Below are 14,855 nucleotides of genomic sequence, written 5' to 3' on the forward strand. Positions count from 1 at the left end.
TTGTTGAGCGTGTCATAAGTTCTCCAGTTGGTGAAGTTTACCAAACTAGAGTGTCCGAAAAAGTCAGGGTACCTCAAGGTATCGTCGCGCATGTGGAAATCATAGCCAAAAAATACTCCTTTTGCACCATCAGGAGTATGCTTGGCAATGTCAGGAGCATCCGTCAGAACGCGCGCACGAAAGGATGGCAGCGATATCACGGATTCAATCGCTACAATAACGTCCGCAATACGTTTGCTTTGGCGCTCGGAGACAAAAATAGGCCGCGCAGAAAATAGATAGGGACACCGTTCCTCGATCAACTCGTGCAATCCGTCCATACCCGGTTCGCTAGAAAGCGCCATTTTCAATGCAGAGCTATCCAAACTGGTGCAGAAACAGTCTCTATTGAGGCGTGCAGCCGGAAGAAAACTCAATTCTTCGTTGCTAAGCAAGCAGCCGTTTTTCGATGCAGCTTTCACTATCGCAGGTGTATTCATGTTTGCTTCCACAAGATTGTCACTCGGTGCCACAGTAGCGGTTATGGCCGACGGGTACCGCGCAACCGGAGTGCATTGGTAATGACAGACACGGAACTGAGGCTCATCGCTAACGCGGCGATCATCGGCGACAGCAATTGGCCAGTAAATGGATACAGCACACCGGCAGCCAGGGGAATGCCCAAGGCATTGTAGACAAACGCGAAGCCCAGGTTCTGCCACATATTTCGAACAGTGTCGACCGAGATTCGCCGGGCAAGGGCAATCCCACGCAGATCTCCCTTGACTAAGGCGACGTGAGCGCTGTTGATAGCCACGTCTGTTCCTGTCCCCATGGCGATGCCAACGTTGGCCTTCGCCAGTGCGGGGGCATCATTAATACCATCGCCGGCCATTGCGACCACCTTGCCTTGTTTTTGCAGTTTTTCTACCAAGGCCAACTTGTCCTGTGGTTTTACCTCGCCGTAGAACTCCGTGATGCCCAGCCTTTCGGCCACGGACTTCGCAGTGGTGACGCCATCGCCAGTGGCCATGATTACGGTCAGCCCTGCGGCGCGCAGGCCCTCTATCGCCTCACGCGTCGTTGCCTTGATGGGGTCCGACACGGCGATCAGTCCTGCCAAAACGCCGTCAGAGGATAGATACATGACGCTGGCACCTTCTGTTCGCAAGCGTTCAGCGACCTCAGCAAGCGGCCGCCAATCGACTTTGTCAGCATCCATCAGGGCGGTGTTGCCCAGTGCGATGTGAACCCCGCCAACCGTGCCGCGCACGCCAATACCGCTGGCAGACTCAAAACTGTCAGGTTTTGTCAGCCTCAGTGCTCGCCGGTTAGCTTCGTTGACGATCGCGTGCGCTAAAGGATGTTCGCTGCCCTGGTCTATGCTCGCCGCCATTTGCAGGACATCTTCGTCCTTGAAACCAGGCGCTGCGACCACGCTGTTAAAGGAAGGCTTACCTTCAGTGAGGGTCCCCGTCTTGTCGACAATCAGTGTGTCGACCTTCTTGAGATCTTCTATTGCCGCGGCATCCCGAAAGAGCACGCCCTGGGTGGCGGCGCGGCCAGTGGCGGCCATAATGGACATCGGCGTGGCTAACCCCAATGCACAGGGGCAAGCAATGATCAGTACTGCAACGGCGTTAACAAAGCCAAAAACCCAGCTCGGCTCAGGGCCATACATTCCCCATAACACGAACGTCAGTAGCGCTATGGCCACGACCACGACCACGAAATAGCCTGCGACACTATCGGCGAGTCGTTGCATAGGCGCGCGGGAGCGCTGTGCCTGCGCAACCATTTGTACGATTTGAGACAACATCGTGTCGCTGCCGATTTTCTCGGCGCGCATAATCAGGCTCCCGCTGGTATTGATCGTTGCGCCAATCAACGTGTTGCCGGGACGCTTTGTCACAGGTAAGGGCTCGCCAGTCAGCATTGATTCATCGAGCGAACTCTCGCCATCAAGCACTATGCCATCAACCGGCACCTTCTCACCGGGTCGGACACGGAGTTTGTCGCCGACGTGGACGTGCGTGAGAGGTATGTCGTCTTCGGCGCCATCATCCTGAATGCGTCGAGCCGTCTTCGGAGCGAGTCCGAGTAAGGATTTGATTGCGGCGGAAGTTTGGGAGCGTGCGCGCAGCTCAAGTATCTGTCCCAGTAGCGTGAGCGAAACAATGACTGCTGCTGCTTCAAAATAGACGCCTATGCGGCCATGTGCAGCAAAAGTTGGCGGGAAGAAGCCCGGTGCGATGGTGGCGACGATACTATAGCCGTAGGCAGCCATTACGCCAAAACCAATCAAGGTCCACATATTCGGGCGCATGCGTGCCAACGATTGCGCCCAGCGCGTGAAAAATGGCCAGCCGGCCCACAGTACGACAGGGGTACTTAATGCGAATTCAATCCAGTTCTGGCCAGGCAGCCCCATTTCAAGGAACACATGCCCAAACATCGCCAACAGGAACACTACCAGGGTCAGAGGCAGCGTCCACCAGAAGCGGTGGCGGAAATCGACCAGCTCCGGATTTTCCGCCTCATCTAGCGTCGGCATTTCAGGTTCGAGCGACATGCCGCAAATGGGGCAAGTTCCCGGTGCAGGCTGGCGTATCTCTGGATGCATGGGACAGGTGTAGACCGCTCCCAGCTGTGGCGAGTGCTCAGGGCCGGGCGCCGCATTCTCTCTATCGATGAAGGAATCTGGCGCTGCGTTGAACTTAGTCATGCATTTCCCGCTACAGAAGTGATAGACCGTAGTTTTGTAGGTGATTTCTTTTTCGGGATTTGCGCCAACGCGCATGCCGCATACAGGATCGACGAATGGTTTTTCATCCCCTGTCTTCATCGTATTGCCAGGCCCGGTCTCGCTATGGGGGCCGTGATGATGCTCGTGCGCATGATGCTCGGCTTCAGTTCTACTCATGAATTACTCCTTGGGCAGATTCGCCTGTTTCGTTGGCTGTGGTGGAACCAGCTATTGCGGCAACGACGGGAATTGAACATTCCCGCCGAATGAAGTCATCTATTTGGCAGAAACCACTACCAGTCCCTTCATGCCCGCCTCAAAGTGACCGGGTTGTAAGCAAGCAAATTCCACTTTGCCGGCTTTGTCGAACTGCCAGACAATGGTTCCCGACTTTCCAGGCGCCACGGTCGCTTGGTTTGGTTCCGCATGCTCCATCTCCGGAAACTTTGCCATTTGTTGGGCATGTTCTTTCAACTCGCTCTCAGAACCAATGACCATCTCATGCTTGATCTTGCCGGAATTGTTGACGACAAAGCGAATGGTCTCGCCCTGTTTCACGGCAATAGACGCTGGGCTAAAGCGCATGGTGTCGTTCATATCGACAGTGACGGTACGCGCCACTTTTTTCGGGTCGCCCGCCTTGCCCACAAGAGATGCGCTCTGCTCATTTGCGCCATGCTGGTGGCCACCATGTGCTGCTGGGCTGCTATCCGGCACCGCAGCATTGCTGAAAGTGCTCAAGCTGGCCAGTAACATTACTGCAATTGCATTTAAGGTCATCTTTTTCATATCGTACTCCCTTGTAGAAAACCGTCGCGACATTACATCGCGGTAGGTGGTTGTTGAGTGGTAAGAATTGCCGCCGCCAACAGTGCGCCGAGCAGTAGCAAGGTTTCCACTTGTAAAACGACTCTCACCAGCGTGACGCCGCGCAAGGAGCGGGAGGCGGCAGGCAGTCCAAGAAATTTGTTGTAGCCGCCCAAGGCAATGGCAAGAAGGACCAATGTAACTTTGACCAGTAAGGTGATGCCGTAGGTGGTATGAACAAGATGCTCGGAACTCCCCACTCGGTGCCAGGCGCTGTAGATGCCAGTAGCAACAATGGCAACTACTGCAAGCATTGCTGCCTGGGACATCAGTTCGAGGTATTGATCGATGGACCCCGTATCAAATGTCCTTATCCGCGTCTCATGCAGAACAAACCAGCCGGAAACCATCACTGCACCAGTCCATAGGCCGATGGCAAAAAAATGAATCGCTTCTACAGCTAGCGGAATAGTCCAGAAGCCTTCCTCGCCCGCATGCCCCATGGATGCCCGTGTTACAGAAAAAACAGCCAAAAGGAGAATGACTGCAATATCGCTGCTGCGGCCGACTCCTCCTGCTAATCGCACAAAAAAGAGAACAAACATCGCCACAATAATGGCGCAGCCTGCATGTCCGTAGTCGGTAGTAGACACCATCATCCAGAACATCGGACACGCTTCGCGCAGGCCCACACCTCCCATGATCGCCGTCGCGCTCAATAGTGCTGATGCACTGGCAACCGTGCTGACTGCCGCCGCCATCAAGTCAAGTTTGCGCAGGGCGGGCTCGAAATGATCATGATCGACGCCGCTAGAACGCATCCAGTAACGTGCAAACCATGATCCGACGAGCCAGGTAAAGCCGAGGTTCAGCAGCAAAGCTGAACTAACTTGCAACAGCGAGACTGCATCCAATTATTTCACCGTGAACTTAAAGTCGCCTTTGCGACGATGTCCATCGTGCCCTGCAACTGCCCAGCTCACGGTATAGGCGCCAGCGTTCAATGTCGGTACTTCCAAGCGTAAGATGGCTGGATTCGCTGCATCGACCTTTGCCTTGTCTGCAGCGACGGCTTTGCCTTCGCTATCGCTCAGGGTGATCGAGCTAAAGGCTTCTTCCACCTTCTCGTTGAAGGTCAGCGCAATCGCCTTTGGTGCAACTGCCAGGGAGACACCTGCCTCGGGATTGGAGCTCTTTAAGCTCGCATGTGCCATGGCAAACGGGGTAGCCAGGGTTGCCGCCAATATGGATGTGGCAAGAATAATGTTCCGCAGGGTCTTCATTTTCAACTCTTTTTGTTAAATTTACTTTACTGTTTCGATGGAGGTGACCGTCAATGCGCCGCCAACTTTTTCCACGACGAAACGTACTTTGTCGCCTTGTTTGAGCTTGTCGAGCATTGATGGCTCCTTGACTTTGAACATCATGGTCATCCCTGGCATGCCCAGGTTCTTCAGCTCACCATGCTTGATGGTCAGCTTGCCGGCGTCCTTGTCCACTTTCTTGATTTCCCCATCGCTCATCGCGTCTTGCGTCGCGGAGGCGCTCTGCTGCTGTGCGAACGCCACGGAGGTCGTTGCCACGGATGACAGGCCAATCAAGGTTGCCAATACAACTTTGTGCAGGTTTTTCATGATGATTCCTTTCAGTTAAAAAATTAGTGACCGCTATGCCCGGTCGGCTTACGAACAGTGACTTCAATATTGGGTTTGTTCATCGTTGGCATCGACTGCCCCCCAGCGTTAGTGGCACGTTCGGGTTCAGGAAGGGCGCCCGTCCACTCGTATGCAACAGTTCCGGCCGGATGCTTGTACCAACCAGGGTCGGAGTAGTCGCCGCGCTTCTGGTCCTTCCGAACCTTCAGTATGGTAAACATGCCCCCCATCTCAACCCCACCGAACGGCCCTTCGCCCGTCATCATCGGTAAAGTATTATCTGGCAGCGGCATTTCCATGCCTCCCATTGAGCCGCCCTTGTCGCCCATCACCATATATTCAGGGACGATTTTGTTAATTTTTTCAGCCACCCCGCGATGATTGACGCCGATCATTGTCGGTACCGAGTGGCCCATTGCATTCATGGTATGGTGGGATTTATGGCAGTGAAGTGCCCAGTCACCCAGATCAGTAGCGACGAATTCGATGGCCCGCATTTGCCCAACGGCGACATCGGTGGTGACTTCAGGCCAGCGTGACGCCGGCGGGGTCCAGCCGCCATCCGTGCCAGTGACGAAAAACTCATGGCCATGTATATGAATAGGGTGATTCGTCATCGTCAGGTTACCGACACGGATGCGTACCTTGTCACCTTGGCGCACCGGCAATGAATCAATGCCGGGGAAGACGCGGCTATTGAATGTCCACAGGTTGAAGTCCAGCATGGTGTTGATCTTCGGCGTATAGCTTCCCGGCTCCACGTCATACGCGTTGAGCAGGAAGACGAAATCGCGGTCTACAGCATGGAGCGACGGGTCTTTCGGATGGGTGACCCAGAAGCCCATCATCCCCATCGCCATTTGGGCCATCTCGTCGGCGTGGGGATGGTACATAAACGTACCTGGCCGTTTGGCCTCGAATTCGTAGACGAAAGTCTTTCCAGGAGCGATACCCGGTTGATTGAGGCCCGTTACGCCATCCATACCGTTCGGCAAGCGCTGGCCATGCCAATGAACACTGGTGTGCTCTGGTAGCTTGTTGGTCACGAAAATACGCACCCGATCACCTTCGACCACTTCAATTGTCGGACCTGGGGATTGGCCGTTGTAGCCCCACAGGTTGGCTTTCATCCCTGGTGCAAGTTCACGCACCACGGGTTCGGCAACGAGATGGAATTCTTTTACGCCATTTTTCATCCGCCATGGCAATGACCAGCCATTCAGGGTCACGACCGGATTGTAGGGCCGGCCAGTGGGTGGCGCCGGGGGGATGTGCGTCTTGGCATTGTCCATCAACATCGCCTCAGGCAATGACGCGGCACCAGCCTTGCTAACGGCAACGGCACTCACCGCTACAGCACCTGCACCTCTGAAAAAGTCTCTACGTGAAATCATGGCATGGTCCTTGTATCGTTCGTACTTCCACCGTTGACGGCGGATTGAAGTTTGGTTTCCGCTATCCAAAAGTCGCGCTGGGTTTCGATGGCGGTATTCACGCTCACCAGTTGCTCGCGCGAATCCGCCAGCAATTCGAATACGCTGGCAAGCATCCCGTTGTAGCGAAGCAGAACCTCGTCGGATATTTTTTTTCGCAGCGGCACAACATCGTCGCGATAATGACGGGCGATGTCATAGCTGGTACGGTATGCGGAGTAGGCCTCCCGCACCTCTGAGCGTGCCCGCACGGCGATGTCGGTGGTGCGATGGACGGACTGCATATAGAGCGCTTCCGCCCGTGCGACCTTGGCGCCACCCCAATCGAAGATCGGTAATTCAAGGGAAATCTGGTAGCCGTTCTCGCGTGGCAAGCCTGTCGTACTCTTGTTGGTGTAGCCGGCATCAAAAACGTTGATGAAGCCAGTTGCCTTTGTTAAGCCAAGCGCTGAAGCAGTAGCCTCGGTATTGCGGCGAGCCGACAGCATATCGAGGCGTTGCGACATTGCCTGTGCTTCCGCATTGTTCGTCTCCAGCGGTTTGTCCGGCAGGGGAGGCAACCTGTCTGGCAATACAAAATTTTGTTGCTCTCCCCATAGGCCAAGGAGGCGAATGAGCTGCTCACGCGTCGCTGTTGCCTCATGCTTTGTCCTCGCCAACTGTGTCAACGCATCCTGGTAGAACGCGCGCTCACGGGCCTGGTCAAGCGTGCTCCAGTTGCCAACCTTGGTCATGCTGTCGGCGAGTTGCGATGATGCCTCGGCGGAGCCGCGCACTTGCTCCGCGAAAGCGACCGATTGAGCCGCCGCAACGGCCATAAAATATGCCCGACGTGTCTCTGCCGCCAACTGCACAGCCTGAGCAGCTGTGAGCAACTTTGCTTGTTCAAAGCGTCCTTGCTCAATGCGTCGACGCGTGGGCAGCGTCAGCAGGCCTGCAATGTCAAACATCACACTGCGATCGATTTCTGCGTCGCCACCACCGCTGACGCGGCCGAAACTAAAACTCGGATTGCGCATCCGTCCAGCTTGCACAAACTCAGCCTCCGAGACCCCCAATTCAGCGAAGGAGACCTTCAGTGCCGGATTATTGAGCAGCGCGATCTGGACTGCAGATTCAGGCGTAAGGGGCGCGGACAGCAAGGTCTGCACCTGAGTAGCGGACTGCTGGCCGTCTTTCAGGCTCTCTTTCGTGAAGGGCTTGACTTGTCCAATCCGCTCTTGCGTTAGCCGAGAGACATCGTTTAAGCCACCATCCGGTGAAAAGCTGGCGCAGCCTGCAAGAAATACCACACCGAACACTGCAGCTACCCGAGTGGGCGCTGGCAACGATAATCGCTTCATGTCATTTGCCTTTCATGTTCATTTGATGGCCCTTGTGCGGATCGCTCGCCGGAGGCGGCTTGGGGTTTTCCTGGCCTTTTTCCCCGGGTACCATTTCCATCGTCATGTCGCCCTGAGCGCCATGCTGAGAACCCCCTGTTACATCTTGATTTGCCTGAATCCAGGCCTTATCTGGAGATATCGGGGACTCCCCAATCGGCTTAACATCAGCAAAAGCAGAGACATATTTCAACGGCGGCACCGTGGCCTTAGCATCCGTCACCGCCGCCGTGGTGCTAGCAGGTTGAGCCGATTGTGCATAGACAACCGGCGAGAAGCTAACCGTTGCCAGAAGCAATAAGTGGAATCGTTGCATGATGCTCTTTCAAAATTGACTGGTTACTGAGTGAATACAGCCCGAGGTGAGGCGAACGCCAGTGCATGATTTCAGCAAGCTGCAGGGAGAGTGGTGTAAAGGGAGATCAAGGGGCGCGCGGAACGGGTGGTGACCATTGTCAGCGCCATGGCGTTGCCTCCAAAACGAGAGCAAGGCGTACGCTGTCCTGCACCTTACTTGGGCCAGGTTGCTTACAATGAATGCGCGTCAGCATGAAATTCATCTGCATTTTCTTCCCTGTGATGGTCAACCAAGTTGATTGCACATTAACCGAACCAACCGATATGAACCCGCCCCCACGCTACACCTTCCAATGAACGGAAGGTCAAGCGAATTTCAGTTTCGTTGGAGTATTTTCACTTCCACCTTGCCACAATCACCGCCCGCTGATTTAATTGCACCACTGCAATTCATCATATAATCAAAAACACTGGAGACCTCGTGCGCCAACTGACTTCCCTTATCGCTATTTCCGTATTCAGTCTCCCCCTATACGCCGCTACACCAACTGAAACCGTTGCCGCATTTCACGAGGCACTCGCCAGCGGCAAGTCCGAGCAGGCGAGCATTTTGCTTAGCCCGGAAATTAAAATTTACGAATCTGGGCATGTTGAGCATTCTCGTGATGAATACACTGGCCATCACCTACCAGCCGATACCGCTTTTGCCAAGGCCACCAAAAGCAAAGTGCTCAAACAAAACGAACGTATTGATGGAAATCTGGCAGTCGTGATGCAGGAAACAGAGACCACAGGACAATTTCAGGGCAAAAATGTGCATTTATTCGGCACGGAAACAGCTTTGCTCGAAAAACAGGGCGATCAATGGGTCATCTTTCATCTTCACTGGTCGTCCCGCAAATCTCAGTAACTTCATCAGCCAGCAATACATTGGCGGGCATACATGTATTTAGTTGGCGTAGGTCGGGTTAGGTGCCACGTACACACGTACGCCGTGGGTGTTCACGCCAGACGGCGCAATTGCCGAAAGGTCAAAGCTCGAATTGGCTCGCAGCGTATCGAACTGCCAAGTGAACGTCTTACCATCCACATCAAACTTGACGACGTCGCCCTGCGCGACATTCACATACTTCGTAGTCGATGAAATCGTGATAGTACGCGTGGCGGCCGGCGCCGGAGCAGCACTGCCAAACGCTGGATTTGAGTGCATTTCGCCTTGGTGTGCCATCGCAGCAAGCGGGCTGAGAGCGATGACAGCGAAAACGGCGACGATGTTGGCTTTGATGGATTTCATTGGAATGTCCTTATTTTGCAGTGCGGGTGAATGAAGTTGCGGATCCGATGAAGCTATTCTACGTAGGGGACCCGCACACCCGAATGACGGAAACATTACATTTGCATTACAGAAACCTTATTAATTTGATTAAGGTAGTAGGTTCGAAGTGGAACCGCGACTTTCTTGCGGCATGCTAGGCGCAGCACTGGTTTATCAAGAGTAGGTCGAGTGTGAAGATAGGCATGTCGTCGTTGCGGCCGCCAAGCATTCGCTTTAAGCGCTATCAGCCAATCTCCTTTGCTACCGCCATTTGATTGAGCAGCTTATTACCTCTCGATAAGTCGTTTGTCGCCAGGTACGTGCGATACCAAAGTTTCCAACGCGCTGAGAGACGCGCACCTCTGCCACTGAGTACGAAGATTCAGCTAATTCGTATGTCGATACGTCTGTAGAAGACCCGGACGGCAAGAGTTCCGTACCACGGTGAATCGATAGTCGCGCATAAAAATAGGTTTACATTAATTTCATAATTCGATTATTATAGAAGTATGAAATTAAAAGGAATGCACATGGAAACTAAAAATGTCATCGCTGCGTTGGCGGCACTGGCACAGGAGTCACGCCTGGCCATCTTTCGCTTGCTTGTCCAGACCGGACCGCAAGGGATGGCGGCAACGAAGATTGCCGAACAGCTGGGCATCCCGCCATCTTCCCTGTCATTTCACTTGAAGGAACTCGTGCACGCGGACCTGATCGTGCCGCGCCAAGATGGACGCTTTGTCATCTACGCCGCGCATATCGACAGCATGAATGCCCTGATCGGCTTTTTGACCGAAAACTGCTGCGGCGGTGCGCCTTGCACCACCGAGCAAGGTGCAGCCTGCGACGTCGCTTGAGCCAGACAACTCATTATTTCGAACCCCACCCCCACCGCAGTGATTGAAGGAGTCGTCATGACCGAAAAAGTGTACAACGTGTTGTTCCTCTGTACCGGCAACTCAGCCCGTAGCGTGATGGCCGAGGCGCTCGTCTCCACCATAGGCAAGGGCCGCTTCCGTGGCTTTTCGGCTGGCAGCTACCCGGGCGGCAGCGTCAACCCATTCGCCATCGAGCAAATTGAAGCGACCGGCTATCCGCTCGACAAACTGCGCAGCAAGAGCTGGGATGAATTCGGTACCGCGGACGCACCGCACATGGACTTCATCATTACTGTGTGCGACAACGCCGCCGGCGAGGTCTGCCCTTACTGGCCAGGCCATCCGCTCTCGGCGCACTGGGGCTTTGAAGACCCGGCTGCAGCCACCGGTACCGACGAAGAAAAGCGCGCGGTATTCCACAAGGTGTTCCGCCAGATCATGACCCGGATGAACATTTTCGTCAGCTTGCCGCTGCACATGCTCGAAAAAAACGCGATCCAATACGAGATCAAGGCAATTGGACAAAGCGCCGTCTAGTAGGAGAGCGCCCCGGCATGCCCGTAGATGACGGGCATGCCTTACTTTTCACTATTTTGCGATAACTTCATGAACGTTCTTTTTTTGTGTACCGGTAACTCTTGCCGCTCCATCCTGGCCGAAGCGACTTTTAATCATCTGGCGCCGGCAGGCTGGCATGCGCTGAGTGCAGGCAGTCATCCAGCCGGGGCGCTGCACCCAGGAGCGCTGGCGTTGCTGGCCAAGGAGCAGATATCGACTCTGGGGTATTACAGCAAGTCCTGGGACGCGCTGCTTTCGGTGCCCGATATCGTCATCACCGTGTGCGCCAGCGCCGCCGGTGAGACGTGTCCGGCCTACCTGGGCCCAGTGCTTCGTGGCCACTGGGGTGTAGACGATCCCGGCCATGTCACGGGGACGGACGCAGAAAAGGACGCAGCTTTCCGGGCAACGTATAGCATTCTGCGTGCGCGCATCGAGGCGTTCTTTGCCTTGCCGCTGGAGCAGCTGCAGCATGATCCAGTGCACCTGAAAGCTGAACTCGACAACATTTCCAGTATCTTTGCGCCGGCAGCCCCCAAGGAGGCGCCCGTATGTTGACAGCATTCCTGATTTTTCTGGCCACCCTGGTACTGGTCATCTGGCAGCCGCGCGGCCTGGGAATCGGCTGGAGCGCTACCATCGGCGCCGCAGTGGCGCTTCTGGCCGGCGTCATCCAGTTGTCAGACATTCCCATCGTCTGGCACATCGTTTGGAATGCCACCGGCACGTTTATCGCCGTCATTATCATCAGCCTGCTGCTCGACAAGGCCGGCTTCTTCGAGTGGGCCGCCCTGCACGTGGCACGCTGGGGTGGTGGCAGCGGCCGCAAGCTGTTTGTCTTGCTGATTTTGCTAGGCGCTGCTGTCGCCGCACTGTTTGCCAACGATGGTGCCGCGCTGATACTGACGCCTATCGTGATCGCCATGTTGCTCGAACTGAAGTTTTCAGCCAGGGCGACCCTGGCGTTTGTGATGGCTGCCGGCTTCATCGCCGACACGGCCAGCTTGCCACTGGTGGTGTCGAACCTGGTCAATATCGTTTCGGCCGACTATTTCAAGATCGGTTTTGCCGAGTATGCGGCCGTGATGGTGCCGGTCAACGCGGTGGCAGTTATGGCGACCCTGCTTGCACTGATGTGGTTTTTCCGCAAGGACATACCGCAAGACTATGACGTCTCCCAGCTCAAACGGCCCGGCGCCGCAATCCGCGACATGGCGACGTTCAAAGCCGGCTGGCTGGTCCTGCTGCTGCTGCTGATTGCCTTTTTCTGGTTGGAGAGCCTTGGAGTGCCGATCAGTGCCGCGGCCGCCGTCGGCGCCGCACTGTTGCTGGCTGTCGCCGCCAAAGGCCATGTGATACCCACTCGCGAAGTCATCCGTAACGCGCCATGGCAGATCGTCGTCTTTTCTCTGGGCATGTATCTGGTCGTGTATGGCCTGCGCAACGCAGGCCTGACCGGCTACCTGACTAGCGTACTCAATTGCTTTGCCCAATATGGCGTGTGGGGCGCGGCGATGGGTACCGGCGTGCTGACGGCCGTCCTGTCCTCGATCATGAATAATATGCCAACGGTCCTGATCGGCGCTTTGTCGATCGATCCGACCACAGCGCAAGGGGCCGTGCGCGAGGCGATGATTTATGCCAATGTCATTGGCAGCGATCTGGGACCAAAGATTACTCCGATTGGCAGCCTAGCGACCCTGCTGTGGCTGCATGTACTTGATAGTAAAAAGATTCACATCTCCTGGGGCTATTACTTCCGCGTCGGTATCGTCCTCACCTTGCCCGTGCTGCTGGTGACCCTGGCGGCGCTGGCACTGCGCCTCAGCTAATTAAGAAAGGATTCATCATGGATATCACTATTTATCACAACCCAGCCTGCGGCACCTCGCGCAACACCCTGGCGCTGATCCGCAATACCGGCACCGAGCCGCAGGTCATCGAGTACCTGCAGCAACCGCCAACGCGCGCGACCCTGACCGATTTGATTACCCGGGCTGGCTTGAGCGTGCGCGAGGCAATTCGTCAGAAGGGTACGCCATACCTGGAACTGGGCCTCGACCAGGCCCAACTCAGCGACGAGGCCTTGCTGGACGCCATGCTGGCCCATCCCATCCTCATCAATCGTCCCTTCGTGGTCACGCCGCTCGGAGTGCGGCTGTGCCGTCCATCGGAACTGGTACTCGACATTCTTCCGTTGCCACAACTGGGCGCGTTTGCCAAAGAAGATGGCGAGGCGGTCATCGATGCGCACGGAAAACGGGTGGTGCCCCATGCATAAGCTCACTGATAACTTGCCCAACATCAGCGCCGCGCACCTCGATACGCCGACGGTCGATAAACTTGTGCCGCCGACGGTGGCAACGCATCCGCCGCGCATCCTCTTGCTGTATGGCTCGCTGCGTGAACGCTCGTTCAGCCGCTTGCTGACTCTGGAGGCGGAGCGGTTGCTGCAGCACTTCGGTGCTGAAACGCGGGTCTTCGACCCGCATGGCCTGCCCATGGTCGACAGCGTCAGCCCTGACCATCCCAAGGTGCAGGAACTGCGCGAGTTATCTCTCTGGTCGGAAGGCCAGGTTTGGTGCAGCCCGGAACGCCATGGCGCTGTGACGGGTGTGTTCAAGTCGCAAATCGACTGGTTGCCATTGGAAATGGGCAGTGTGCGTCCCACGCAAGGGCGCACGCTGGCGGTGATGCAAGTATCTGGCGGCTCGCAATCGTTCAACGCCGTCAACGGCTTGCGCGTGCTGGGTCGCTGGATGCGTATGGTGACCATCCCGAACCAGTCGTCCGTTGCCAAGGCATATCAGGAGTTTGACGACAACGACCGCATGAAGCCATCGCCATACTACGACCGCTTGGTTGACGTCATGGAGGAGTTGTACAAATTTACTCTGGTCGTGCGCGATCGCTCGGATTACCTGACCAGCCGCTATAGCGAGCGCAAGGAATCCATGCCGGCCGAAGTGCGCGCCCTCGCCGAGGCGGCCATGGATCACGAGACGCCAAGCAAATAAGTAGTTTTCGCTATGGCTCGCTCGCCGGGCCGTCAATGCACGATGATGCAGCCGAGGTCTTGGCTGGAAAGGGCAACATGAAAATTTTGGTTTTTCTCGGTTCGATTCGCGCCAGCACGCCGCCCCTGCCGGCGCGCGTGGGCGAGCGCGTCGCCAAGGCCTGCGCGGCGCAATGCGGCCGTGATGGCCACGACGTGGTGCTCATCGATCCACTCGACTACGACCTGGGTGACGTGTTCAAGCCCCACTTTTCCTATGCAAAAGGGCGGGCGCCCCTGCCGTTGGAGCACCTGGCAAGTGAAATTGCCAGCGCCGATGGGTATGTGATGGTCAGTCCTGAATACAATCATTCGATGAGTCCGGCACTGGCGCATCTGCTGAACCATTTTGGCAGTTCGCTGTTTGCCTTCAAGCCCAGTGCCATCGTTACCTATTCGGCGGGACAGTGGGGCGGCGTCCGCGCGGCGGTCGGTATGCGTACATTTCTGTCCGAACTGGGTTGTTTGCCAGTCTCGGCCATGGTTCATATTCCTGCCGCACACACCGTTTTCGCTGCCGATGGCAGTTTTTCGCCCGAAGTCGATAGCACGCGCTGGGTTTCCTATATAGAGCGCACCTTTTCGCAACTGGCCTGGTGGGCAGTGGCCGCCAAGCGGGAACGGGAGCGCTCAGGTGTGACGGGGCCATCGCCGGCGTTCTTGCGCGATCCTTCTCAACGTAATGCGCCGTGAAGCCACATGCTGAGGTATTATTGCTAGAATGGCATGTGAAGGCGTCGTGCGCCGCCT

General features: G+C 55.9%; 17 protein-coding genes and 1 pseudogene. 8 read left to right on the forward strand and 10 right to left on the reverse strand.

What is annotated here, in order from left to right; translation table 11 throughout:
* From ACP7B7_RS29095 to ACP7B7_RS29135, 9 genes and pseudogenes are all read right to left on the reverse strand, one after another.
* Positions 1–479: pseudogene (locus tag ACP7B7_RS29095) on the reverse strand (hypothetical protein); the annotation flags it as partial.
* Positions 480–520: 41 nt separating this feature from the next.
* Positions 521–2,902, reverse strand: a complete 2,382-nt coding sequence (locus ACP7B7_RS29100; RefSeq protein ID WP_426079013.1) for a heavy metal translocating P-type ATPase — start codon at positions 2,900–2,902, stop codon at positions 521–523.
* Positions 2,903–3,001: 99 nt separating this feature from the next.
* Complete coding sequence (locus tag ACP7B7_RS29105) at positions 3,002–3,514, reverse strand: cupredoxin domain-containing protein (protein WP_426079014.1); 513 nt, start codon at positions 3,512–3,514, stop codon at positions 3,002–3,004.
* 32 nt (positions 3,515–3,546) lie between these two features.
* A complete protein-coding gene (locus ACP7B7_RS29110; RefSeq protein ID WP_426079015.1) occupies positions 3,547–4,446 on the reverse strand; it encodes a copper resistance D family protein in 900 nt (299 codons plus the stop codon).
* Positions 4,447–4,815 (reverse strand): copper resistance CopC family protein, encoded by a 369-nt coding sequence (locus ACP7B7_RS29115; RefSeq protein WP_426079016.1) that lies wholly within the window; start codon positions 4,813–4,815, stop codon positions 4,447–4,449. It lies immediately after the preceding gene.
* Positions 4,816–4,836: 21 nt separating this feature from the next.
* Positions 4,837–5,166, reverse strand: coding sequence for a copper-binding protein (locus tag ACP7B7_RS29120; RefSeq protein ID WP_426079017.1), 330 nt, complete (start codon positions 5,164–5,166; stop codon positions 4,837–4,839).
* Between the two features lie 23 nt (positions 5,167–5,189).
* Positions 5,190–6,581, reverse strand: coding sequence for a multicopper oxidase family protein (locus tag ACP7B7_RS29125; protein ID WP_426079018.1), 1,392 nt, complete (start codon positions 6,579–6,581; stop codon positions 5,190–5,192).
* Positions 6,578–7,963, reverse strand: a complete 1,386-nt coding sequence (locus ACP7B7_RS29130; RefSeq protein WP_426079019.1) for a TolC family protein — start codon at positions 7,961–7,963, stop codon at positions 6,578–6,580. The genes ACP7B7_RS29125 and ACP7B7_RS29130 overlap by 4 nt, the downstream gene beginning before the upstream one ends.
* Position 7,964: 1 nt before the next feature.
* Positions 7,965–8,318: a hypothetical protein gene (locus ACP7B7_RS29135; RefSeq protein ID WP_131687596.1), complete on the reverse strand. Its 354-nt coding sequence runs from the start codon at positions 8,316–8,318 to the stop codon at positions 7,965–7,967.
* A gap of 462 nt (positions 8,319–8,780) precedes the next feature.
* On the opposite strand from ACP7B7_RS29135, the gene ACP7B7_RS29140 reads away from it, so the two are divergent.
* A complete protein-coding gene (locus tag ACP7B7_RS29140) occupies positions 8,781–9,209 on the forward strand; it encodes a DUF4440 domain-containing protein (protein WP_131687595.1) in 429 nt (142 codons plus the stop codon).
* 39 nt (positions 9,210–9,248) lie between these two features.
* Here the strand turns inward: ACP7B7_RS29140 and ACP7B7_RS29145 are convergent, their stop codons facing one another.
* Entirely contained in the window at positions 9,249–9,593 is a 345-nt protein-coding gene (locus tag ACP7B7_RS29145) for a CzcE family metal-binding protein (protein ID WP_426079020.1), read from the reverse strand.
* A gap of 551 nt (positions 9,594–10,144) precedes the next feature.
* Between ACP7B7_RS29145 and ACP7B7_RS29150 the strand changes: the two genes are divergently transcribed.
* The 7 genes from ACP7B7_RS29150 (at position 10,145) to ACP7B7_RS29180 (ending at position 14,798) form a co-directional block, all read left to right on the forward strand.
* Entirely contained in the window at positions 10,145–10,471 is a 327-nt protein-coding gene (locus ACP7B7_RS29150) for a metalloregulator ArsR/SmtB family transcription factor (protein WP_131687678.1), read from the forward strand.
* Between the two features lie 57 nt (positions 10,472–10,528).
* Positions 10,529–11,029, forward strand: coding sequence for an arsenate reductase ArsC (locus ACP7B7_RS29155; protein WP_131687593.1), 501 nt, complete (start codon positions 10,529–10,531; stop codon positions 11,027–11,029).
* 69 nt (positions 11,030–11,098) lie between these two features.
* On the forward strand, positions 11,099–11,608 hold the full coding sequence (locus tag ACP7B7_RS29160) for an arsenate reductase ArsC (protein WP_131687592.1): 510 nt from the start codon (positions 11,099–11,101) through the stop codon (positions 11,606–11,608).
* Positions 11,602–12,882, forward strand: coding sequence for an arsenical efflux pump membrane protein ArsB (locus ACP7B7_RS29165; RefSeq protein ID WP_131687591.1), 1,281 nt, complete (start codon positions 11,602–11,604; stop codon positions 12,880–12,882). The genes ACP7B7_RS29160 and ACP7B7_RS29165 overlap by 7 nt, the downstream gene beginning before the upstream one ends.
* Before the next feature lie 17 nt (positions 12,883–12,899).
* Positions 12,900–13,331 carry an arsenate reductase (glutaredoxin) gene (gene arsC, locus ACP7B7_RS29170; protein WP_131687590.1) on the forward strand — a complete coding sequence of 144 codons (432 nt, stop codon included), beginning with the start codon at positions 12,900–12,902 and terminating at the stop codon, positions 13,329–13,331.
* Positions 13,324–14,067: an arsenical resistance protein ArsH gene (arsH, locus tag ACP7B7_RS29175; RefSeq protein ID WP_131687589.1), complete on the forward strand. Its 744-nt coding sequence runs from the start codon at positions 13,324–13,326 to the stop codon at positions 14,065–14,067. Before arsC ends, arsH begins: the two co-directional genes overlap by 8 nt.
* Positions 14,068–14,144: 77 nt before the next feature.
* On the forward strand, positions 14,145–14,798 hold the full coding sequence (locus ACP7B7_RS29180) for an NAD(P)H-dependent oxidoreductase (RefSeq protein WP_131687588.1): 654 nt from the start codon (positions 14,145–14,147) through the stop codon (positions 14,796–14,798).
* Positions 14,799–14,855: the final 57 nt, after the last annotated feature.

The sequence above is a fragment of the Janthinobacterium sp. PSPC3-1 genome (genome assembly GCF_049896105.1).
In the GTDB taxonomy this organism is placed as follows: Bacteria; Pseudomonadota; Gammaproteobacteria; order Burkholderiales; family Burkholderiaceae_D; genus Janthinobacterium.